General features: G+C 46.4%; 28 protein-coding genes. 10 read left to right on the top strand and 18 right to left on the bottom strand.

The window, feature by feature from the left end:
• Position 1: 1 nt before the first annotated feature.
• From ftsX to cspD, 8 genes are all read right to left on the bottom strand, one after another.
• Complete coding sequence (ftsX, locus tag KNO69_RS03245; protein ID WP_031422854.1) at positions 2-904, bottom strand: permease-like cell division protein FtsX; 903 nt, start codon at positions 902-904, stop codon at positions 2-4.
• Positions 894-1,580, bottom strand: coding sequence for a cell division ATP-binding protein FtsE (ftsE, locus tag KNO69_RS03240; protein ID WP_047795074.1), 687 nt, complete (start codon positions 1,578-1,580; stop codon positions 894-896). The genes ftsX and ftsE overlap by 11 nt, the downstream gene beginning before the upstream one ends.
• A gap of 455 nt (positions 1,581-2,035) precedes the next feature.
• Complete coding sequence (cccB, locus tag KNO69_RS03235; protein ID WP_031422851.1) at positions 2,036-2,371, bottom strand: cytochrome c551; 336 nt, start codon at positions 2,369-2,371, stop codon at positions 2,036-2,038.
• Between the two features lie 108 nt (positions 2,372-2,479).
• Positions 2,480-3,337 carry a YitT family protein gene (locus KNO69_RS03230; RefSeq protein ID WP_012726942.1) on the bottom strand — a complete coding sequence of 286 codons (858 nt, stop codon included), beginning with the start codon at positions 3,335-3,337 and terminating at the stop codon, positions 2,480-2,482.
• A 61-nt stretch (positions 3,338-3,398) separates the two neighbouring features.
• A complete protein-coding gene (prfB, locus tag KNO69_RS03225) occupies positions 3,399-4,499 on the bottom strand; it encodes a peptide chain release factor 2 (protein ID WP_012726943.1) in 1,101 nt (366 codons plus the stop codon).
• A gap of 54 nt (positions 4,500-4,553) precedes the next feature.
• Positions 4,554-7,076, bottom strand: a complete 2,523-nt coding sequence (gene secA, locus KNO69_RS03220) for a preprotein translocase subunit SecA (RefSeq protein WP_214816095.1) — start codon at positions 7,074-7,076, stop codon at positions 4,554-4,556.
• A 139-nt stretch (positions 7,077-7,215) separates the two neighbouring features.
• Complete coding sequence (gene hpf / locus KNO69_RS03215; RefSeq protein ID WP_012726945.1) at positions 7,216-7,779, bottom strand: ribosome hibernation-promoting factor, HPF/YfiA family; 564 nt, start codon at positions 7,777-7,779, stop codon at positions 7,216-7,218.
• A 307-nt stretch (positions 7,780-8,086) separates the two neighbouring features.
• Complete coding sequence (gene cspD, locus KNO69_RS03210) at positions 8,087-8,284, bottom strand: cold-shock protein CspD (protein WP_012726946.1); 198 nt, start codon at positions 8,282-8,284, stop codon at positions 8,087-8,089.
• A gap of 259 nt (positions 8,285-8,543) precedes the next feature.
• On the opposite strand from cspD, the gene KNO69_RS03205 reads away from it, so the two are divergent.
• From KNO69_RS03205 to KNO69_RS03165, 9 genes are all read left to right on the top strand, one after another.
• Positions 8,544-9,050 (top strand): competence protein ComK, encoded by a 507-nt coding sequence (locus tag KNO69_RS03205; protein ID WP_251124853.1) that lies wholly within the window; start codon positions 8,544-8,546, stop codon positions 9,048-9,050.
• Positions 9,051-9,124: 74 nt separating this feature from the next.
• Positions 9,125-10,870, top strand: a complete 1,746-nt coding sequence (locus KNO69_RS03200) for a hypothetical protein (RefSeq protein ID WP_074036254.1) — start codon at positions 9,125-9,127, stop codon at positions 10,868-10,870.
• 9 nt (positions 10,871-10,879) lie between these two features.
• Positions 10,880-11,170 carry an EscU/YscU/HrcU family type III secretion system export apparatus switch protein gene (locus KNO69_RS03195; RefSeq protein ID WP_047795070.1) on the top strand — a complete coding sequence of 97 codons (291 nt, stop codon included), beginning with the start codon at positions 10,880-10,882 and terminating at the stop codon, positions 11,168-11,170.
• A complete protein-coding gene (locus tag KNO69_RS03190) occupies positions 11,167-11,547 on the top strand; it encodes a flagellar protein FliS (protein WP_214816092.1) in 381 nt (126 codons plus the stop codon). Before KNO69_RS03195 ends, KNO69_RS03190 begins: the two co-directional genes overlap by 4 nt.
• The gene (locus tag KNO69_RS03185) at positions 11,531-12,433 is read left to right on the top strand and encodes a flagellin N-terminal helical domain-containing protein (RefSeq protein WP_159562647.1); all 903 of its coding nucleotides are present in this window, start codon (positions 11,531-11,533) and stop codon (positions 12,431-12,433) included. The genes KNO69_RS03190 and KNO69_RS03185 overlap by 17 nt, the downstream gene beginning before the upstream one ends.
• 24 nt (positions 12,434-12,457) lie before the next feature.
• A complete protein-coding gene (locus tag KNO69_RS03180) occupies positions 12,458-12,901 on the top strand; it encodes a YaaR family protein (protein WP_074036246.1) in 444 nt (147 codons plus the stop codon).
• A gap of 9 nt (positions 12,902-12,910) precedes the next feature.
• Complete coding sequence (locus KNO69_RS03175; protein WP_214816089.1) at positions 12,911-13,576, top strand: DUF2225 domain-containing protein; 666 nt, start codon at positions 12,911-12,913, stop codon at positions 13,574-13,576.
• A gap of 263 nt (positions 13,577-13,839) precedes the next feature.
• A complete protein-coding gene (locus KNO69_RS03170; protein ID WP_214816086.1) occupies positions 13,840-14,340 on the top strand; it encodes a DUF1572 family protein in 501 nt (166 codons plus the stop codon).
• A gap of 99 nt (positions 14,341-14,439) precedes the next feature.
• Positions 14,440-14,913: an AraC family transcriptional regulator gene (locus KNO69_RS03165; protein ID WP_214816083.1), complete on the top strand. Its 474-nt coding sequence runs from the start codon at positions 14,440-14,442 to the stop codon at positions 14,911-14,913.
• A gap of 149 nt (positions 14,914-15,062) precedes the next feature.
• Here KNO69_RS03165 and KNO69_RS03160 read toward each other — a convergent pair whose 3' ends face one another.
• Entirely contained in the window at positions 15,063-15,689 is a 627-nt protein-coding gene (locus KNO69_RS03160; protein ID WP_078147330.1) for a hypothetical protein, read from the bottom strand.
• 138 nt (positions 15,690-15,827) lie between these two features.
• Positions 15,828-16,010 (bottom strand): hypothetical protein, encoded by a 183-nt coding sequence (locus KNO69_RS03155; RefSeq protein ID WP_214690645.1) that lies wholly within the window; start codon positions 16,008-16,010, stop codon positions 15,828-15,830.
• A gap of 160 nt (positions 16,011-16,170) precedes the next feature.
• Between KNO69_RS03155 and KNO69_RS03150 the strand changes: the two genes are divergently transcribed.
• Entirely contained in the window at positions 16,171-16,548 is a 378-nt protein-coding gene (locus KNO69_RS03150; RefSeq protein WP_214816080.1) for a DUF3021 family protein, read from the top strand.
• A gap of 34 nt (positions 16,549-16,582) precedes the next feature.
• Here KNO69_RS03150 and fliT read toward each other — a convergent pair whose 3' ends face one another.
• The 8 genes from fliT to KNO69_RS03110 all read right to left on the bottom strand — a co-directional run bounded on the left by fliT (position 16,583) and on the right by KNO69_RS03110 (position 23,151).
• A complete protein-coding gene (gene fliT, locus KNO69_RS03145; protein WP_074036236.1) occupies positions 16,583-16,936 on the bottom strand; it encodes a flagellar protein FliT in 354 nt (117 codons plus the stop codon).
• On the bottom strand, positions 16,933-17,307 hold the full coding sequence (gene fliS / locus KNO69_RS03140; RefSeq protein WP_074036234.1) for a flagellar export chaperone FliS: 375 nt from the start codon (positions 17,305-17,307) through the stop codon (positions 16,933-16,935). The genes fliT and fliS overlap by 4 nt, the downstream gene beginning before the upstream one ends.
• 14 nt (positions 17,308-17,321) lie before the next feature.
• The gene (fliD, locus tag KNO69_RS03135; protein ID WP_214816077.1) at positions 17,322-18,971 is read right to left on the bottom strand and encodes a flagellar filament capping protein FliD; all 1,650 of its coding nucleotides are present in this window, start codon (positions 18,969-18,971) and stop codon (positions 17,322-17,324) included.
• Positions 18,972-18,986: 15 nt separating this feature from the next.
• Complete coding sequence (locus tag KNO69_RS03130; RefSeq protein ID WP_159562655.1) at positions 18,987-19,343, bottom strand: flagellar protein FlaG; 357 nt, start codon at positions 19,341-19,343, stop codon at positions 18,987-18,989.
• Positions 19,344-19,479: 136 nt separating this feature from the next.
• Complete coding sequence (gene pseI / locus KNO69_RS03125; protein WP_214816074.1) at positions 19,480-20,526, bottom strand: pseudaminic acid synthase; 1,047 nt, start codon at positions 20,524-20,526, stop codon at positions 19,480-19,482.
• 29 nt (positions 20,527-20,555) lie between these two features.
• Positions 20,556-21,398, bottom strand: coding sequence for a methionyl-tRNA formyltransferase (locus tag KNO69_RS03120; protein WP_214816070.1), 843 nt, complete (start codon positions 21,396-21,398; stop codon positions 20,556-20,558).
• A 14-nt stretch (positions 21,399-21,412) separates the two neighbouring features.
• Positions 21,413-22,384, bottom strand: a complete 972-nt coding sequence (locus KNO69_RS03115) for a PseG/SpsG family protein (protein ID WP_214816067.1) — start codon at positions 22,382-22,384, stop codon at positions 21,413-21,415.
• 29 nt (positions 22,385-22,413) lie between these two features.
• A complete protein-coding gene (locus KNO69_RS03110; RefSeq protein ID WP_353047476.1) occupies positions 22,414-23,151 on the bottom strand; it encodes a cytidylyltransferase domain-containing protein in 738 nt (245 codons plus the stop codon).
• Positions 23,152-23,154: the final 3 nt, after the last annotated feature.

Below are 23,154 nucleotides of genomic sequence, written 5' to 3'. Positions count from 1 at the left end.
GTTAGATTTTCAAGAAACGACCGAGCGATGTCGTCGATCCCCAGATTCCGATGAACGCACCGAGTGCAAGTAAAACAAGCGATACTTGGACTGTTAGCGTCGATGGATCAATCAACTTAAATATATCACTATTCAATTGATCAAGCGATGGTTGTAAAGCACTATATGCAACGTCATATCCGAAATAAATGACAAGAATCGGGACGAGAGCCCCAAGCATTCCAAGGAGCAATCCTTCGATAAAGAACGGCCAGCGGATAAAGCTGTTTTTCGCTCCGACGAGTCGCATGATTTCAATCTCACGGCGACGCGAGAAGATTGTCATTTTAATCGTATTTGAGATCAAGAACATCGCCATCAATGTCAAACCGACAATCAACGCGAGTCCGCCGATGCGAATCCCGTTGAAGAAGGCAAACATTTTATCGATGTAGTCTTTTCCGTATTTCACATCGTCCACATTATCGAGTGAACCGACCGACTTGGCCACTTCCTCTAGTTCTGTCGGGTCTTGTGCTTTGACGATATAGCGGGCGTGGAGCGGGTTGTCTTTTTCGACCGTTCCGTATGCAGCCGCATCATCGCCGAGCTGGTCTTGGAACTTCGCTAGCTCATCTTCTTTTGAACTGAACGTGACCGTCGAGACGCCCGGCACCTGTTCAATGTTCTCTCCGAGTTTCTCAACCGAGTTCTCATCCGCTGTACGAGTGATGAACACTTGAATCTCGACATCATTTTCGACGTTATCTGAAATTTCATTGATGTTGAACATGACGAGTGCGAATACACCGACAAGTAGCAACGTAATGGTCACGGCACTAATCGCCGCGAACGACATCCATCCATTCCGAAGTGTTCCTTTGAACCCTTCACGCAAATGGCGCAATCCAGTCTTAAATATCATAGCCATATGCTCCTTTCTCTTCATCGCGCACGACTTTCCCGTTCTCAATCGCGATGACGCGGTGACGAATCTTATCGACGATGTCACGGTTGTGTGTTGCCATGACGATTGTCGCTCCGCGGCGGTGAATCTCTTCAAACACTTCCATGATGCCCCATGCTGTTTCCGGGTCTAAGTTCCCTGTCGGCTCATCGGCGATGATCAATTTTGGCTTATTGACGATTGCGCGAGCAATCGAGACACGTTGTTGTTCTCCACCTGATAGTTCGTCGGGATAGTTGCGCGCCTTGTTCTTCAATCCGACAAGGTTCAACACATCCATGACTTGTTTCCGAATCGAAGACGTGTCTGCTCCTACAACTTCTAATGCGAACGCTACGTTCTCATATACCGTAAGTGACGGCAACAATTTGAAGTCTTGGAAGATAACGCCGAGTTGACGGCGTAGCTTCGGTACGTGTCGGTCTTTAATTTTCCCGACATCGAGTCCGTCAATCAACAATTGACCGGCTGTCGGCTTCTCCTCACGATAAATCATCTTCATGAACGTCGACTTTCCGGCACCGGAAGGCCCGACGACATAAAGGAACTCGCCGTCGCGAATCTCTAGATCGAGGTCATCCATGGCGACGACGCCGTTCGGATATACTTTACTGACTTTTTGCATCGAGATCATAACGTATTCCCTACCCTTTTTAAATTATTTTTAAGCATCTATGACGAATTTGAATCAATTGTTTTAGTTACTGTATATTTCGCCTAGAGTCTTTTTTACAGGAAACGACTTCCTCTGTCAAGGCGTCGCTTTTTTATGTTAGCCTGGTCAAAAAATCATCTAGGGCATATGTTGAAGCGACTACAATTATATCAATCCGACTTTTAAAACACCATTACAGGATTGTTTCAGTTCGATTGAGTTCGATGTGAAAATGTCGCGAAGAAACTCGCTTTCTTATTCCCTAATAGAATGTTGAAACCGCACTTCAAATGATACTACCTTCGGATTCTTTATGAATGTATCGATTTTCTTTGAGCCTATTTTTTCGATTTAAGATTTGTTGTATTACCTCGTTTCAATCAAAGTAACCATAAAAAAAGCATGAGGTAGAACACACCTCATGCTGTCACATCTTATTTTTTCTCAGCGAGCCAAGCGGCGACCGCTGTGATTTCTTCGTCTTTTTCAATGACGTTCGCAGGCATCGCGCCTTGACCGTTTCGAATGACGTTTTCAATCTCTTCTGCCGACAGACGAGCACCGACTTGTTCGAGTGACGGACCACTCATTCCTTCAAGGTTCGCACCGTGACATGCCGCACAGTTTTGTGCGTATACCGCTTCCGCGTCAACCGATGCCGTGTTCGAGCCCGAATCCCCGTTGCTCGATGTATCCTCTTCTTCACCGCCGCCACATGCGCCGAGTGTCAGCATGGCTCCGAGGCCGATGGCCATCATCCATTTTTTCATAACCACGTTCCCCTCCTAAGTTGTAGAAATGACCTACATTTACCATTATAGCCGTTAACGTATGTTTTCTAACCTAATCTCACGAAAAGTACACAAAGATTCCACAACTTACGGTACGTTGATGTAACGCTTATCGGACGTAAACCCTTGTCCTAGCACCTCATGTGCCTCACTGAAGACAAGGAATGCCTCCGGGTCGATCCGACGGATGATTTCCTTCAATCGACTCACTTCGCTCTGACGGACAACAATCATGAGCATCGGACGGTCGAGACGTGAGTATGCTCCGATTGCTTGGATCTCTGTCGCACCACGGTCAAGCTCCTCGAAGACGGCTCGGACGATGAAGTCTCGCTTCTCCGAGATGACGTAAGCCATCTTGTCCTGTGTGAACCCGAGCTGGACGAAGTCGATCATCTTAACCGTGATGAATAATGCGATGAGTGCATAGAGTCCGGTCGTGAACGAGAATGTCAAGGCCGCGGTCAAGACGACCATGCCATCGAGGATGGCGATACAGAGATAGAGCGGGATGTGCGTGAACTTATGTAAAATCTGAGCGATCAAGTCCATCCCCCCTGTCGAGGCGCGTCCACGGAAGATGAGTCCGAGTCCGACACCGACACCGACACCACCGAAAATGGCCGCGAGGAGCGTATCGTCCACAGCCGCACCGGCATCGATCGCCTCATAGAAAAGAATGACACCCGGTAAAAAGATGGAGCCGACGAGCGACTTCACACCGAAACCGAGTCCGAGGATGGCCCACCCGATAATCAGAAGTAACACGTTCGCCACGAGCTGGAACGCCCCCGGCGAGATGCCGAACAGTTCATAGGTGATGACCGAGATCCCGCTCACCCCGCCTGATGCCAGATTGTTTGGCAACAGAAATAAGCTGAAGGCCGAGGCGACGAACACTGAGCCGGTCAACAAATACAGATAGTCTTTGACGATTTGCTTCATTAAAGAAAGTCTCCTTTACACACAACATGGCCCAAAGACAGGTGTCTTTGAGCCACATGCATCACATATTTGTTTTACGAAGGTAGGCATCGATGAACGGCATGACGTCGCCGTCCATGACGCCACTCGTGTTCCCAACTTCATAGTTCGTCCGGTGGTCTTTGACCATCGAATACGGGTGGAAGACATACGAACGGATTTGGCTACCCCAACCGATGTCCGTCTTCTCCCCACGGATCTCGTCGAGTTTTCGTTGCTGCTCGTCGAGTTCGCGTTGGTACAATTTCGCTTTCAACATCTTCATCGCCGACTCACGGTTCTTGATCTGTGAGCGCTCGGTCTGACACGAAACGACGACGCCCGTCGGCACGTGCGTGATCCGGACGGCAGAGTCCGTCGTGTTGATGTGCTGACCGCCGGCACCTGATGCACGGTACGTGTCGATACGGAGGTCTTCTGTCCGTACTTCGATCTCGATGTCGTCATCGAATTCCGGCATGACGTCACATGACACGAACGACGTATGACGACGACCTGACGAGTCGAACGGCGAGATGCGGACCAAGCGGTGAATCCCTTTCTCCGCCTTCAAGTAGCCGTATGCGTTATGACCGACGATGCGGAGCGTGACCGACTTGACGCCCGCTTCCTCACCCGGGAGGTAATCGACCGTCTCGACTTTCCAGCCTTGTTTGTCGGCGAAACGTTGATACATCCGAAGGAGCATCGATGCCCAGTCCTGTGACTCGGTACCGCCCGCACCCGGGTGCAATTCGAGGATGGCGTTGTTCGCATCGTATGGTCCGTTCAAGAGGATCTCGAGTTCGAAGTCGTCAAACTCCTTTTTGAGCGCTTGAATCGATTCCCCGAGCTCTTCTTGCATCTCGGCGTCCGGCTCTTCCTTGATGAGTTCGAGCGTCACTTCGCCGTCCTCATGTTGATTGGCGAGGTCTTGATACTTGTCGACCATCGCTTTGAGTCCGTTTGACTCATCGATGACTTTTTGTGCCTTCTCCTGGTTGTCCCAGAAGTCAGGATACGTCATCTCGTTCTCGAGCTCGGCGATACGTGCCTCTTTCTCTGTCAAGTTGAGAGACGCTCTGTAATTCTCGAGGCGTTTCGCCATCGCCTCTAGTTCGTTCCGAATATCTGAAATTTCCATAGTGTGATTCACCTTTCCGTAGGAAAGAGGCGAGCGGACCCGCCTCTTCAATAATTAAGCCTGTTGTCTACCGTGACAGTTCTTGAACTTCTTGCCAGAACCGCACCAGCACGGGTCGTTCCGGCCGATGCTGTCTTCTTTCGAACGACGGACCGGCTTCTTCTTGACCGGTGCATCGCTCTTGCCTGATACGGCGACTTCCTCTTCGACGACTTTCTCTCGTCGGAGGTTGTCCCCGACTTCGGCACGAAGAACAAAGCCCGTCACTTCTTCTGAGATCGCCGCGTTCATCGCGTCGAACATGTTAATCCCTTCCGCTTGATACTCACGAAGCGGATCGTTCTGTCCGTAGGCGCGGAGATGAATCCCTTGGCGCAACTGGTCCATATGGTCGATATGGGACATCCAGTGCGAGTCGACGGCACGGAGCACGATAATCTTCTCAAACTCGTTGAAGCGTTCCGGTGGTGCGAGTTCACGTTTCGCCTCGTACTGCTCTTTCACGCGCTCCATGAGAAGCTCGATGATTTCTTCACGCTCTTTGCCGTAGAAGTCTTTGCCTTCGACCGTCTTCTCGAGCGCGAGCGTCTGGTTGGCCCAGTGCGCGAGCTCGTCGATGTTCCATTCTTCCGGTACGAGTTCGATCGGCGTGTATTGACCGACACCGAGTTCGACCGTCTGTGCCATCATCGAACGGACGATATCCGTGACCGACTCGTTCTCGAGGATGCTCGAGCGGTCCTTGTACATGACCTTCCGTTGGTCCGCCATGACGTTGTCATAACCGAGAAGCTGCTTCCGCGCATCGTAGTTGTTTCCTTCGACACGTTTTTGCGCTGACTCGACCGCTTTCGAGACCATGCGGCTCTCAATCGGTTGCGTGTCATCCATCCCGAGACGCTCCATCATGCTTTGGAGGCTATCCGTTCCGAAGCGACGCATGAGCTCGTCTTCGAGTGACAAGTAGAACTGGGATTTACCCGGGTCCCCTTGACGGCCCGCACGACCACGTAGCTGGTTATCGATTCGGCGTGATTCGTGACGCTCTGTCCCGATGATGTAAAGACCACCGAGGTCGATGACACCTTCTCCGAGCTTGATGTCGGTACCACGACCGGCCATGTTCGTCGCAATCGTGACGGAACCTTTTTGACCGGCGTTCTCGATAATTTCCGCCTCACGCGCGTGGTTCTTCGCGTTTAAGACATCGTGACGAATCTTCTTCTTCGTCAAAAGCTTGCTCAAGTATTCAGATGTCTCGACGGCGACCGTTCCGACGAGGATCGGTTGTCCCGTCGCGTGAACTGCCGAAATCTCTTCCACGACGGCTTTGAACTTGCCTTCCATCGATTTGAAGATGAGGTCTGCCTTGTCGTCCCTGAGAATCGGTTTGTTTGTCGGAATCGTCACGACTTGCATGTTGTAGATGTTACGGAACTCTTCTTCCTCTGTCTTCGCTGTACCGGTCATCCCGGCAAGTTTCTCGTACATCCGGAAGTAGTTCTGATACGTGATTGTGGCGAGCGTCATCGATTCGCGTTGAATCTCGACGCCTTCTTTCGCCTCGATTGCCTGGTGAAGACCTTCCGAGTAGCGGCGTCCGTCCATGACACGACCCGTGAATTGGTCGATGATCATGACTTGCCCCTCACGTACCATATAGTCGATATCGTGATGCATGACCGCGTTTGCACGAAGGGCGAGCCCGACGTGATGGTTGACGGCGACGTGCTCGATTGCGAACAGGTTGTCGATGCCGAAGAACTTCTCGGCGAGGTCGACCCCTTGGTCCGTCAAGAGGACCGACTTCGTCTTCACGTCGACCGTGTAATCGTCTTCCTCTTTCAACGTACGGACGAACGCATCCGCGCGCGTGTAGAGTTCAGTCGACTTTTGAGCCGAACCTGAGATGATGAGCGGAGTACGCGCCTCATCGACGAGGATTGAGTCGACTTCATCGACGATCGTGTAGTAGAGCTCACGTTGAACACGGTCTTCTTTATAAAGGACCATGTTGTCACGGAGGTAGTCGAATCCGAGCTCGTTGTTCGTCGAGTACGTGATATCACAGTTATAGGCCGCTTGTTTCTCGACACGGTCCATGTTCGACACGTTGAGGCCGACTGAAAGACCGAGTGCGAAGTAGAGCGGCTCCATGAGTTCTTTATCTCGTTTCGCCAAATATTCGTTGACCGTTACGACGTGTACGCCACGGCCAGTGAGCGCGTTCAAGTAGACAGGAAGTGTCGCGACGAGCGTCTTCCCTTCACCGGTTTTCATTTCGGCGATGTCGCCGTTATGGAGCACATAGCCCCCGATGAGCTGGACACGGTAATGACGCATCCCGAGCACACGCTCCGATGCCTCACGACAGACCGCGAACGCCTCCGGCAAGAGGTCGTCAAGTGTCTCGCCTTTTGCCAGACGTTCCCGGAACTCTTCCGTCTTCGCCTGAAGCTGTTCGTCGGACAATGCTTTGATTGGTTCGGCGAACGACTCGATCAAGTCGGCCGCTTTCTCTGCTTTTTTCAACATTCGTTTCTGTGGAGCAAATAACTCTTTCAAAAAGTTCGCCATACTCATATCTCCTCTGCACTCACTAAAAAATGCATGTTTTTTCCCTAATGTACAGTTTAACCGAAGTGGTGCCACCTTTCAAGGAAAGGCAAAAGGAAACGACCCCCCGAAGCCGGGAGGTCGTGTAGTGTCAAGTTTATTATTCAGGTTCGATCAAGCCGTACTTCCCATCTTTACGACGGTAGACGACGTTCGTGTTGCCCGTTTCTGCGTCTGAGAAGACGAAGAAGCTGTGACCGAGCATATCCATTTGAAGAATCGCCTCTTCCGTGTCCATCGGTTTCAACGTGAAGCGTTTCGTCCGCACGAGTTCGAGTTCTGCCTCGTCCTCATCGTAGACGGCCGGTGTATCATCAGGTCCTTCTAAAGACTTGAAGTACTCGCCAACGCCACCTTCTTTCCCGCGTCCTTTACGGTTGAGTTTCGTTTTGTGTTTACGGATTTGACGTTCCAATTTATCGACGACGAGGTCGATTGCCGCATACATGTCGAGGTTGATGTCCTCAGCACGGAGCAACAAGTTCGGCATCGGGATCGTCACTTCCACTTTTTGTTTCTCGTTATACACTTTCAAGTTGACGTAAGCCGTCTGTGCATCCGTAGGAGTTGTGAAATACCGAGTCAACTTCTCCAGCTTTTTCTCGACATAGTCTTTGATTGCTGGTGTGACCTCAATGTTTTCGCCGCGAATGTTATAAATCATCTGAACTCCTCCTTAGAAATAACCGCTTGAACCAATGATTCGTCGAACGAGACGGAATCTCCTGCTTCATTTCTTAAAAAAGAAAGGGGAACCAGGTGGCTCACTCATATTATACCCCGAAAACGCTGCGATTGAAAACGTTATCATCAGAAAATAATGACAATTTTGTTCCGAATTCAACATTTCCTAGAACGAGCGAAAGGTATAGAAAGAAAATACCCATTCCACTCATTTTTAAACGCCTTTTTTTATTATATAGACAAAATAAAAAGCCGACTCCCAAGGGAGCCGGCTTCGTGGTTTGAAATTATAATTTTACAACGTTAGCCGCTTGTGGGCCACGCTCGCCATCAACGATTTCAAACTCTACATCTTGACCTTCGTCAAGTGATTTGTAGCCTTCAGATTGGATTGCTGAGAAGTGTACGAACACGTCTTTGCCGCCTTCAACTTCGATGAATCCAAAACCTTTTTCTGAGTTAAACCATTTTACTTTACCTACCATGTGTAAATCCATTCCTTTCACCATTGGAGAATACAGAGGATTGTCCTCTACGGCTAATCTTACCACCTTCTTGTAAGCGTGACAAATACTTTCTCAAATATTTGTAAACGTTTCGTCATTTGGCTTTCATTGGAATTATATTTCCCTACTTTTCATATTGTCTTGTTGAATTTACATTTTTTGTGATATATCATTGAAGGGATGATTTAGGTTTGTGCCGTTTGTCTTTAGCCGATCCTGAAAATCTAATACGAGGAGGATGGTGCAGCGTATGCGCTCCTACTATTCTGAGGAAAAATATCGCATCACAAAGCGAACCGTGGCGATTCTCCCTTGCTTTGACATCATGAAGCAGTCACGGATCATTCTCGAGGATGGCACCGAGATTTCAACCCCGCTCCGGCCGTACCAGTTGTTGCAACTTTCTTGCCGCCAGTACAACAGCTCGATCGAGGAAAGAATCTTCATCGCCAAACGCGTCGCCGGCGTAAAAGGGAAAGTCCCTGTCGTGATTGAACCGACAACTGGACTCGTCTTCTTCCCGACGAAGTCTCCAAAACGAGACGATTGTGAATGGTATGCCTGGTCCCATATTCGAGACATACTGAACATTGAGGGTGAGCCGAACGGGCTTGTCCTCACGACTGATGGACATCAAATCCAAACGAACGCAACACCGTACGTCCTCCGGAACCAGCTCAAAGCGACAGGTGAACTTGTCGCCCGGTTCCAACAATTGAACGCGAACCCCGTGCTCGAGTCCTGACACGCCTTCCGTCGAAAAGACGGAAGGTTTTTTTCTATTGTATCGCTTCATTTTTTTAAAAAGAGGTCGATATTATGGTCGAGGTGACAAACATGCAAATTCAAGCCCAAGCGACCGCCGTCAGTTCGGTCTTACCAGGCATCCAGACGAACCGGACGTACAAGGCCGAACTCGTCAAACAAACAGGACCCGACTCCGCGATTGTCAAGATCAACGGTGAAGAAGTCGAGGTCACATTTAAAGATGGGCTTCCGAAAACGAACCCGTTCCAAGTGACGCTCGCCGAACAGGACGGCGTCTTGATGGCGACCGTCGTTCCTCCAAAGGAAGAGACACTTGAATCCGCACCACCTGCGTCCGCGTCGTCAAAGCTTGATGCGAAGATTCAGACGCTCCTCGCTTCCCTTCCACCTGAAGTACGAAGCGCGGTCAGCCGTCTGCTACAATCCGGACGCTTGCCGATGAACGAAGACACGGTACGCCTTCTCGAGACGGCGTTCAAAGGGGACATGCGGGACGTCATCCTACATTTGAAGACGCTCGACACTCCGACCGTTCCTCGTGAGATGGCTCGGGAAATCGCCGTCCTCTCTTTGAACGAAGCGAAACAACAGATCACACCGCCGGCGCCGAACGCTCCTTACCCACAAAAAGAGCGGTATGTCGAACTCGTCAATCTGTCACGTCCCGTGAGTGAACGCGTCACGCCGACACCGGAAACGATTGACCGGGTCATCCGTGACCTCACGCCGACGACACCGATATCATCGCGTCCGATTGAATCTGAATCGCGCCAAGCGATGCCGCTTCCTCCAATCAACGGGAAGCAAGTGATGGTGAAGGAAGTGACGTCACATCTAGCGACCGTCACGAACACGTTCCGAAACGAGCAGGCGACCGTCACGAAACAACTCGGACAAGTTGCTACGTTGATCGAGACGAACCCGCATGCGGCACGCCCTGCCCTCGAGACCGTCTCGACCCGTCTGACACAACTCGTCCAAAAGACGGACGCCTTGCTTCATACCGACGTGACTCAAGAGAAGCAATTGGTCGCCATGACGGCCAAACTCGACGTCGCGTTGTCGTTGCTTGCGACGAAACCACAAGAGAGTGCGACACTCGTCAAAGAGGTCCGAGCGGCACTGAATGATTTCCGTTATGCGCCGAACCAGACACGCATCGAATATATCCCACACGGGGCGACACGTGCCGGCGAGATGCCGACCGTCGCGCCACTCAAGCTCGATTCGACATTATCTGGACGACACATCCAGGAAGTAGCGCAACGTGTGCAGACACAGGCACAGCTCGCCCAAGCGACGTCCAATACGCCGACATCAGCTTTATCGGTACGTGGAGATACGACGAACCCCGAGGCGCAACGCCTCGCCTCGTTCTTCCAAGTCCAACAGACGCTCAACCGCCTTGATGGCGGTCAGCTCCATCAACTCTTGTTCGCCCTACCGGCAAAAGTTCAAGAGATCGACACCGGAATCCATGTTCATATCCAAAACCGGGAGGCCGGGGACGTTGTCGACTGGGAGAACAGTGTCCTCTACATTCGTTTAGAGACCCCACGTCTTGGAGAAATTGGTGTCAAACTCGAAGCAAAAGATCGAAACCTCCGACTCACACTCGAGCACGACGATTCGACGGTCGAGCGACTCGCTCGTCCCCTTCTCGGGAAAATCGAACAAACGCTCGAGACAATTGGATATAAGAGTGTGACGACCCAGTTCAAACCGCTCACGAAAGCTGATCGTGTCATCGAAGAGCCTACGATAGCACCGACGACAGGATATGACTTTAGAATTTAGGAGGTCCCGATGTACCAACGCATGGATTTGACGAAACGTAAGACGGCCGCGGTCGTCCGCTATGATGAAACGACGGATAAAGCGCCCGTCATCGTCGCCCGCGGGACCGGAGCCGTCGCTGAAAAGATTTTACAGGAAGCACGTGCCCGAGGAGTAGCGGTCGAGAACGACCATTCCTTGCTTGGCCATTTGCTCGACCTTGACCTAGGAGACGCCATCCCACCTCAACTTTATGATGTGATGGCAGAAGTGTTGTTGTTGATAGAGGAACTTGATTCGATCAAAGGAGAACAAAGATGAATTCAACCCAATTATATGAAATGAGGCCGGAAGAGCTGACTCAGGCGATGCTTCACGCACTCGTCTATCACTATAAACATGCGCAAGATTCGACGATTGCCGAACGAAACCGTCATCTTCGCCAAGCCCGTGAACTTTTAGTCAAACTTCACCAAGGACTCCATGACGGCGGCGGGATTATCGCGGCTCAACTGGATGAAATTTATCTATATATGGCAAACGCAAGCGTCGAAGCAATCATCGACCAGGATAAGGAAAAAATCGCCGAACTACATACGCTCGCAAGTGACCTCGACCAAACATGGGGTGAAGCAATGGAGCGTGCCAAGACCCAACCTGTCACGTCTGGAGGAAACCGTTATGAAAATTACGAATAACGTCCAAGCACTAAAAGCGTATACATCTCTTTCCCTGAATCAAGCGTCAATGAAAAAAACGATGGATCGCCTCTCAAGTGGGATTCGCATCAACAAGGCATCTGATGATGCGGCAGGACTCGCCATCTCAGAGAAAATGCGGATGCGCCTCGACTCGCTCTCGATGGCAGAACGCAACACGCTCGACAGTATCTCACTCACGCAGACACTCGAAGGCGGGATGAACGAAACACACGCCCTTCTCCAACGGATGCGTGAATTATCGGTTCAATCAGCAAATGGAACGCTCAGTGAAGACGACGCCAAAGCTGTCCAGGAAGAAATTAACGCGTTGACTGCCGAAGTGACACGAATTGCCGAAACGACGGAATTCAACTCAAAGAAAATTATGAATGGCGAATACATGCAAGGCAATAATACGTTATTCTTCCAAATCGGTGCAGGTAACAATGAAGCCGTCATCTTAAATGTGGAAGATATGCGTGCCCATGCACTCAATATCACGATGACGACACCCGGTGGCGGAGAACTTCCTGCCGTCGACCATGACAACGATTCGACGACACCTACTGAAACGTATTATGCATTGAGTGTATTGACACCTGAGGATGCGGGTGATGCCATTTCAAAATTCGATGCAGCCATCAACAAAGTGTCACTCGAACGTTCAAAACTCGGAGCCATCCAAAATCGCTTGGAGGCGAACGTCAGCGTCGTCGCCATCGGCTCAGAAAACTTAACGGCGTCTGAGTCACGAATCCGTGATGCCGACATGGCCCGTGAAATGATGGACTTCGCACGTCTAAACATTTTGAACCAGTCCGGCATGGCGATGATTGCCCAGTCGAACGCATTGCCGCAAGGCGTGTTACAATTATTGAACTAACCTAAAGAAAGGACGGTTGCCCATATGGACATTCGTCGCATCATGGAGACGCAATCGCTCCTCGGCTCAAGTAAGGCAAAGCGCGCCGAAGTCGAACCCGGTGTCTCCTTCCAAAATGTGATCGGTCAGAAGCGCGAAGATCGAGAGCATGAACGCTTCCAACGTCAAATCGCTGCGATTCATGAACAAGGAGAACTTCTAGCTGAAAGTCAGACTGTCGAAGCGCTTGCCGAATACAAACAAATGATTAAAGACTTTATGAAAGAGGCCGTAGACGCGGCACTCCGTCTCGAAGATAAACGCGGATTCAATCGCCGCGGGCGCGCGAAGATTTATAAGGTCGTCGAACAAGTCGACCAAAAACTCCTCGCGCTGACAGATCAGGTCATCTCGGGTGAGGCCTCTCGCCTTTCCCTACTCGACCAAGTCGGTGAAATTCGCGGATTGCTCGTCAATGTCTATGTGTGAGGTGTCGAGATGGCAGAACATTTGTTTTTGAAGAAAGTCAAATGTCCGTATTGTTTACAAGAAAGTAAGACGAACCGTGTCTTATCACGTCACATCCGTCCACTCGAAGTTGAGAAGGATGGCTACACAACGTATGATGGACCGAATCCTTATTTATACGAACCGACCGTCTGTGACCATTGTCACCTCGTCTTTCACGACTCGTTCGACAAGGTGCGCAAACATAACCGAGAAGCGCTTGAGACGAACTACTTCAATCAAGTGAATCCGGATGTGTTGAAAGGCGACCGTTCATATGAGCACGTCATCCTTCTCTATAAGTTCGCCGTCATGACGGCCCAATTGAGCGGACAAAAACCATCTGTCATCGCTATGCTCGGGATGCGAATCGTATGGATGTATCGATTGATTGGGGATGTAGCGTCTGAAAAAGAATGGATGCAGCGAACGCTCGATAAATACAATGAGGTGCAAGAAGCCTATACAGACCCGATTCGGACCGGATTACCGTACGACCAGCTCATGTTGCGGATTGCCGATTTGTCGGCCGCGCTCGACTACTACGAGGACGCGCGTCGCTGGTATGGGATTCTCCTCAACAGTAAGGAAGTATCGGAGCGCATCCGGAACCAGGCCCGTGATCATTGGGAAGAGTTTCGATTGGAACATGCCTAATCAGAAGTGTGGGACCTTGTGTCTCACACTTTTTGAATACAAAAAATCGCGCTCATCCACTCACGGACAAACGCAATCAACACAATTGATGAATAAGAGATCCACGCAACATTGACTACCCAGTACCCTCATGTCGACTATGCGGTGACGTCTTGCAGGATGTATCCCATGGAATCTCAATTGCTATAACATTAATTTAATTTTTAGTGGGATAGATATGGGGTATATTCAAAGCAGATACATACGAAGAGGAGGATCTTTTCATGTTTGAAACGCAATATCTCGATACCGTACGTGCTACGTTTAAAAGCCAGAAACAACTCGCTGAGCGCGCGCTCGTCCAAGTGAGTGAAGAGGACCTGCACAAGACACTTGCGTCGTACACACTCTCGCTCGCCTTGATCATCCAGCACATGGCGAATAACATGAAGTCGCGTTGGACCGATTTTTTGACGACAGATGGCGAGAAGCCGGACCGTGACCGGGACGCCGAGTTCGAGGACCAGCAGCTATCCCGTGCGGAGCTCATGGAGGTTTGGGACGAGCGTTGGCAACTGTTGGATAATGTCTTAGCTGATTTGACACCAGATGACTTAGGGAAGAACGTGATGATTCGAGGGGAAGCCCATTCCGTGATTGACGCGATCGAACGCCAAGTGTCGCATTATGGGTATCATGTCGGACAAATCGTCTATCTGTCGAAGCTATTCGCCGGGAGCGACTGGGATGTGTTGTCGATTCCGTTGCCGCATCAGCGTAAATAACAATTCCTGTTGCAACACTTCAACGAGATATTATTTCAATGAAGCACTTTTTTGGACATCAAGACAATTGAATCAGTCAACTTTAATGGGGGTTACAAAATGGATATGACTTTAAAGCAATTACCTGAGACTGAAATTGCATTTATCAGACGTACGGGTAGCTATTTTGAACCACAAGAACATTGGGGGAAATTAATACATTGGGCGACGGAACACAACCTTTACCCTCCATCAAGTCAATTTATCGGTATTTCATTAGATAATCCGAACGATGTTGATCCTCATGAATGTAGACATGATGCTTGTGTCACAGTTCCTAAAAACTTTGATAAAACAGGGCACGGGGAGATACAATTTAAAATGCTAGAAGGTGGTCAATACATCGTGCACCATTTCTACGATACTCCAGAAAAACTGAGTGAGACGTATAAATATATTTTTGAAGAATGGTTACTAGAACGCGAATATTCAGTGGACGAATCTAGAAATACCTTGGAGTTCAATTTGAACAAACCAGCTGAAGATCCCGACGGAAAATCTAAAGTCGATTTATATGTACCCATTAAGAATTAAGATTTTACAAAATGAAAAAATTAAGATACAAGGAACTCTCAAAATATGAGAATCCCTTCTTATATTCTCTATGCTAACCACTATGCTTATTGTGTAGTAATAATCAACCATGAGACTAGGCGTACCGATTTTATTCGGCACGCCTACTCTTATTTTGTCACGTTAAGTGTATATTCGTAGCGGTCTTCTGCCACTTTGTCGAAGTTCTCGTTGAATGGTCCATCGATGACGACTTTCAAGTCCGTCAGCTCTTCTGGTTTTGCTTTCACGAAGAAGAGGACGTTCCCTTCTTTCTTCACCTTTCCTAAAAATTCTCCACCGACGTCATCTGAGAACCATAAATCCGAAGACACCTGTTCCCCTGTGTTCGTCACCAGTGTTGCCTGGTTCGGATGGAAGCTCATCGTCTCGTCGACCGTATTCTCGACCAACATGTTCATCGCGACGACCGTCACCTCTTCTTGTCCATCGAATGAGTCGCTATAAGCTTCTGCGACCGTGAGGCGTGACGTCTGTACTTTGTCGATGGCGAATTGAATCGGACCCATCGTCTCCGTGATCGTGAGTGCCTTATTCTTCATGTAGATCTTGTTCGTACCGAGTTCACTTTCTTGGACGTCCGTCTCTTCAACAGTCGTCTCCTCTGGTACGTTCGCTTCCGCCTCTACCACTTCTTCCGTATCCGTCGCCGTCGTCTTCAGTTCGTCTGCTTCCCCGCAACCGACAAGTAGTGCGAGTGGTACCGCCACCAGTAAGCCAAATCGTTTCATGTTCATCTTCATCTCTCCCTTTTCTTAATCCAAGTGATGTTGTGGTTAAGACGAATATAACGAATTGACAAACCGAACCGTATTAAGAAAAAGTTCCAGGTAAAATAAAAGTCAAGGTCCATAATCGGACCTTGACATGTATACTTATCCTCTTGATTTCAGCTCTTCTTCCTCGTATGGGTCAGGACGATCCTCAAACGGCGTATCGTCCTCGACGTACGCTTCAAGTTTCGGGTCCCGTTCCACGTATTCATCGTACGCTCCCTCTGGACCATAGACGAAATAACGGCGCTTCCGTGACGATATCTTGGACTCTTTCTCACGCATCTCGTTTCCCTCCCTCTTTCCAGAAAAGAAGCAACGGCTACATTGATGTTTACCCGATTATAGCGGAAAACAGACGTCATTTCATCTATACCCTTTATATGAAACTTTTCCTTTCCACAGCCGTATACATTTACAACGATTCGATGAAAGGAAGATTCATATGCAACTATTGAAAAAAGGAATACTTCGGAGTCTCATTTGGTCGTTGCCATTCGCGATACTTGCTCTCTATCAAGGTTGGTCAGGGAATGCAGAGGCTGTGCATGGAATGTTCATCTACGCAGGAGTCGCCTTCTTCCTCGGGCTCACAAGCGTTATTTATGAAGTCAAACAGTGGTCGTTCAAGAAACAAATCTTCATTCATTGGAGCGTTATGCACGTGACAATCCTACCACTTCTATGGTTCGGTCGGTCTACGCCAATCACATCGTTTCAAGATGCCGCACGTCTCTATTTAAACTTCACGGTGAGTGGTCTGATTTTATTTACCGCTTCTTATTTCATCATCCGCATGCGTCGACAAGTCAAAGCCTCTTAACACAAAAGCTCGAAGGCATATGCCTTCGAGCTTTTTACGTCTGCTGGTCGAATAGACCAGAAAAGTTAGAATCGACGTCTTCATATGGGTCGACATATGATTTGACCGTCTTCCGTTCCATCCGGGCTGTCCCTAGCGTCATCCCTAGACGCTGGTGCTCGGCTTCAATTAGACGAGAAATCTTTTGACTGTCGTCGACGAGTTGCCTAAGGACCTTTTGATCGGCTTTTTCCAAATCGGGACCGTGTGCTGCGAGCAACTGTTCCCGATCATCCAAGAGCTCATGGATTTGTTCCATCCATGTATCATACGTCGGTTCTTCCGGGACTTGTGCGAGCAGTTCTTTCAAGCGTTGCGTCTTTAAGATGATTTCATCAATCGGTCTCATGACTGCTTCGCGAGTTTCATCGCTTCCTTCCACGTATCACGTAGTTCGGTCGTAAAATCAAGTACCTCGTCAAGGATAGCTGTATCGTTCTTGACGTTCGCATCAACGAGGCGGCGCCACATGTAGTCATAGAGCGAATCTAAGTTCGCTGAGACAGCGATGTCTTTATTGAGTGTCAGACGAAGTTCCCGAAAAATAGCTTGCGTCTTTTGAATGTTGACGTTCTTTAAATCAGGGTTACCTTGATCGATTGCAAGCTTGGCGAGGCGCATGAACTTGAGCGCTCCGTCATAAAGCATAAGCGTCAGTTCCTGTGGATTTGCGGTCGTGACCGCATTGTTTTGATATGCTGCATATGGATTGGCTACCATTTAAACTCCTCCTCTTACATGCCTCCGCCTAAAAACTGTGACAGTGATGCCGCTTGAGCATTCGCTTGGTTCATCGCTGTTTCCATCGCTGTGAAACGACGGTAATAGGCGTTTTCTTTATCGACGAGTAAATCATTTAACCGCTTGATACGCGAATCAATATCGGTCATTTCTTTCCCCATCGAATGGGTTTGTGCGCCAGAACCTTCCGCTCCTGCGATTCGTGTAATCGTATCGCGCGAATCTTTGGCAGCATCTCGGATTTGTGGCAATAATCCAGTTTCAGCATCTGTAAACAACTGATATACTTGCTCCGGATCTTTTTCGATAGCCGCTTTTAGCTTCTCTTCATTGAGTTCGATTTTACCACCATTGGTGAAATCCGCTCCAGTCGAAAGACCGATTTGGAACAATCGTGACATGTCGATGTCATTCGATGCAGCAGTAGCACTCGACCATTTGCTCCGAAGATTGTCCATAGTTCCACGTAAAATCGTATCCCCGCGGAGCATACCACTCATCGCTTTTTCTTCCCACTTTTTGATTTCGTCTTCAGATAACTCGTCACGTTGAGCTTGAGTCAACGGCGAGAACGAACGGAATCGTTCTTCTCGTGTCTTTTTGTTCATGAGGTCGATGGTCTCATTGTATTTATCAACGAATCCTTTAATTCCGTCAAAGATTTTTTGAGTGTCTGTCGCAGAGGACAAGTTTACTTTTGTACCATCATTGAATGAGGACTTCAATGTGATGGTCATATTATCAATCGTAAAGGTGTTTGAACTTTGGGTCAACGTAATGCCATTCACATCCACAGAAGCATTCGTTCCGGCTACGGATCCATTTAAACCAAATAGTGCTTTAGCTGCAGTGCCTTCAAATTCAATAATCGATTTCACGCCCGTGTCTTTACGTGTTAATGAAATCTGTCCTGAAGTTTGATCAAAGAACGCACTAATTCCCGTCTTCGTGCCATTCAACGCGGTAACGAGATCTTTAAACTTAGCATTCTCATCAACGTATACTGTCTGTAAAGCTCCACCGTCTTCGTTACGGAAACGAACTTGATAGCCAGCTTCATACACGACTTGTGCACCTTCAGGGATTGTCACTCCACTATCGAACGTAATCTTCCCAGTTGCCGCATCGTACGTATGTGCTAACGAAATCGCATTACCATCTTTATCCGTAAAAGTTGGTGGATTATTCGGCAGCGGTTTCACTACGAGTTCAGTTGTTCCCGCAGTTAACGTTTGTTTCCGAATACCAACCTCTAACCCGAGTGTCGAAACTGCCGTGTCATTTGTGATGCCTCCACCATTTGCCACCGCTACATGAGAAGCCGAGGTAGCCAACGTCGCTGAATTGATAGTAAGCGAAGCGTTTCCACTTGATGGACCTGCAACGACAGATACACGCGATTCATCAGAGGATGAAGCCGTTTTTGCGTAATAGTTTCGGCTGAACATCATATCGACCGCGCTGTTTCGTAATGCTAACAGTGAACGGTTGACCTCACGATAAGAGTCACGCCGCCATTCGGTCAATTGTTTTTTCTGTTCTAAACGATCTACTGGAATTCGTTCTGCTTGCATCATTTGTTTAATGATACTATCGGTATCGATCCCGCTGGCTAATCCGCCAAATCGAATTGGTGATGTCATATGCCCACTCCTTTTTTATATCCGTTCGTCGAATAAATGATTAAACTCCATAAACGCCGCAAAGAAATCCATTGATTTTTTACTTGGGATTTCACGGATTACTTCATTGTTCGCATCGACGATTTGAATATAATAATCATTCAGTTTTTCGTGCTTCATAAATTTCAAGCCGGTACGTTGCTTTTCAAGGACTTGATTCGCCTTCTCGACCGCTGCCTCTAACTTTGTAATGTGTTGAGGCGTCGGAAGAATAACAATACCTTCATCGGCGAGTTGAGTTTGATTGGCCTCAACGAACACATTTTTAGTTTGCTCATACGGTAATACAGAAGAAGGCAAGTGAAGTCTGACTTCAGAAATGGTCGGATTCATAGTCTTCTACTCCCTCACATGTTATGGTCTCATTTCTTATATCGGTCAAAATACTTTTTCCTTAAGTTTCTTCTTCTTTCTCACACATAATAAAGAGGCGACGTAGTCCGTCGCCTCGACAATCATCTTATTTACATTACTTAATCAAATCCCAACTCATTGGTGTTCCACGCTCGATATCTTTTCTTGCCACTTTACCAATAATGGAATCGATATGTTTCGGAGCCAATCCATGTCCCGGACGAATTGACCTGACATGTTCAGTCGTGAAGACTTCCCCAGCTTGAATATCTTTCACCACAAACAACGAACGTGCGAACTCACGATTCTTCACTTTTTTCTCGTTTAATTGATAGTCGACGCGCCCTAATGCTTGTTCCGCTTCTCGAACTGCATCGACCATCGCTTTAAACTCATGAGGCTCTAAAGAAAAACTAGCGTCTGGACCGCCAATTGACTTATCTAAAATAAAGTGTTTTTCAATCACCTTCGCTCCCAATGCAACGGACACAATCGGTGCAGTGATTCCAAGAGTGTGATCCGACAATCCGACTTCGACACTGAAAGTCTCTTTCATATTTTGCATCGTTAAGAGATTCGCATCCTCAATTTTTGCTGGATAGGCTGACGTACATTTCAATAATATGATTTGCTCGTTTCCAACTTTACGACAGACGGATACTGCATCTTCAATTTCTTGAAGCGTTGCAATTCCAGTTGAGATGATGATTGGTTTGTTCTTGGAGGCAACATATTCAATGAGTGGTAGATCAGTGATTTCAAATGAAGCGATTTTGTACGCAGGTACCTGTAAGCTTTCTAATAGATCCACAGCAGTAGGGTCGAAAGGACTTGAAAAACAAACGATATCCAACTCTTTTGCATAATCCATCAACTCTTTATGCCACTCCCACGGCGTATAGGCCTCTTGATACAAATCATAAAGTGTGCGACCATCCCAAATCGTACCACTTTTAATTGTAAAATATTCTTTACTTGATTGGATGGTAATGGTGTCAGGAGTATAAGTTTGTAACTTAATTGCATCTGCACCAGAATCCTTTGCAGCTTTTATTGTATCAAGTGCGAGCTGAATATCTTGATTATGGTTCGCCGATAATTCCGCGATAATAAATGTACTTTTAGTATTCTTTGTAAAAATATCTTGAATATTAATAGGCATTCTTATACACACCTCGTAGTTAATCACATTTAAATAATTTCATAGTCAACTATTTTTAAAACATTGTCTTTACACCGTACATAGTAGTCACTATCGATTTTCTCAATTACGCCAATATTGTCCAAGTTACTTATTGAATCAGAGCATTGAATTATTTTATGAATAATTATCTTACTGCCATTCTTCAAATAATAATAAGCACCTGGATATGGTTTAGCTTGTGCTCTCACAAAATTAATTACTTCAAAAGTATTTTTAAAAAAATCTATGTAGCCCATTTCAGGAGTTCTTCTTCCAAAGTAACTTCCTTGACTTTCATTCTGTACTTTAGGCAATATTCCACTCTGTATATCTGTCAAAGAGTCCAATAGTAAGTCCGGGTATTCTTTTTCAAACTTTATCAACAAGTCATACCCAGTATCATCTTCCTCAATTTTAATTCGTATCTGCTTAATTATATTTCCAGTATCTACACCTTCGTCAATTAAGTGTGAAGTAACACCGCTGTATGTTTCGCCATTTATGATACTCCAAACGTGTGGGGTTCTTCCTCTATATTTTGGTAATAATGACCCATGAAGGTTTATAGCCACCTCCACAGAATTAATGATTTTAGAAGGTAAAATATATCTGTAATTTACACTCACTAGATAGATAGAATTCTCGATTAAGATTTGTTCCAGCAGCTTATTTCCTTCTTTCCTTACATCTATATAGGAATAGGGAATATTATTAACTTCACAGTATGAATCCACACTATGCTCACTCATGTCTTTATGAGTTAATACAAACACAACATCATACTTGTTTTGAATTAAAGTATCTAAACAAACTTTTCCTAGTTTACCAAAACCACAAAATATCATCCTCATTACAACAAACACCTCTACTTTAACAATCGATCAACTATTCTCTTACATCCACGACCATCAATTAAACCTTTTGATCTATGATAGAACTCTAATCTACTGTCATAAGTTTTTAAGCGATTAATCTCAAAAAGTAAGTTTTCAATCCAAAAAGGATCATCTGAGTCAATCAAACAATTAATTACATTGAAATCAAACAATCCATTTATATTGTTTTGTTGATTTTCAGCAGTTTTGATTGGTATGAAAGGAGTATTCGTAGCAGTTAATTCATATACAGTTTGTCCAGCAGCAGTAATAGAAAAATCGGAATCAATCATTAACTCTTTCATTTCATAAGCACTTGCATTATTAATAATATTTACATTCTCGATTCTATTTTCGTCTATAAGTTCAGGACTGCTTTTTCCGTTCCCTAACACTATATCAAAAGAGAATAATGGAAAATGGGGAATTACTTTCTTGATTATTTCTTCTGTCAATCCTTTTGCGTCTGATCCACCTAGAGTAACAAGGACTTTTTTTACATCCTCATTAATGATTCGTTCTCGCTTGTTAGTGAATTCTTTACGCAAAATAATATAATCTGGTCCGCTCAGTTCATTCTCGTTATTTTTAACTGATGATTCTTTGATTAATGCAGGAGTCAAAGTAATTCCTTTTGGATAATTTAGTCTACTGTAATCATCAATATACATACAATTAACTGATTTTAACTTAATATATTCAAGCACTTCTATATCAGCAATATATGAATCAATGATGCAATATGTTTGGTCAAATGAATTCCTTTCAAGATAGGATAAAGATAACCAATCAGCTATCTCATATTCTTTATTGGATAACATTTCAATTCTTTCTAAATCGGTATTAACAATGAGTTTTGCATTCAATCCCCTCAATACAATTTCATCATATAATGCACTACATCTAGAAATATGACCAAATCCGTTATCGTTTCCACCCTCAGTGAAAATTATAATATTCATACAAATACATATCCTTTGTCAGATCTACATTAATATTTTTTTTGTTCAATATGAGAATTGATGATACTTAGATCTGGGTTATTTTCCAATAGATTTAAAATTTCAGATAAATAAAATGAGTGAGTTCCTGTATAAAGTTTCTTATATATTCTTGTAATTAGTTCTAAGTCTTCTTCAGTATCTAAAGTCAATCGATAGTTCGATGCATTTATTGGGTTAATATGATGATATACATTTTGACTTTTTTCATACATATAGGGTGTAACATGTTCTATATGATAATCTTCACTATGGTTATTAAATGCATCGCTTAGTAATTCACTCGAGAAAATTTCAATATCTAAACCTCGTGGAAATGTTCTTTTACTCAAATCCTGGCCCGCATTTGTTACAATGTCGTATCGATTATTATGATACGTTTCAATCATTTGGTCTATTACGAAAGGATCTATCAAGGGACAATCTGAAGTGATTCGAATCACCACATCAGCTTCGGCTTCCATAGCTGCCTCATAGTATCGACTCAGTACGTTATCTGAACTTCCTCGATACACACGAACACCATATCGCTTTGCTTCCTCCGACAATACATCGTCTTCACTCAAAGTTGTCGTTGCAACGATGATTTCATCAATTAATTTCGCTTGTTTTACTCGAGTAATCACATGGTCAAGCACCGTGCGGCCTTGCAGTTTCATCAATACTTTCCCAGGAAGCCTCGTTGAGCCCATCCGTGCTTGAATAATCGCCACCGTTTTCATAGCCATTTT

This window comes from Exiguobacterium sp. s131 (genome assembly GCF_018617345.1).
Lineage (GTDB): Bacteria > Bacillota > Bacilli > Exiguobacteriales > Exiguobacteriaceae > Exiguobacterium > Exiguobacterium profundum.
This window is presented reverse-complemented; position numbering and strand designations above follow the sequence as displayed.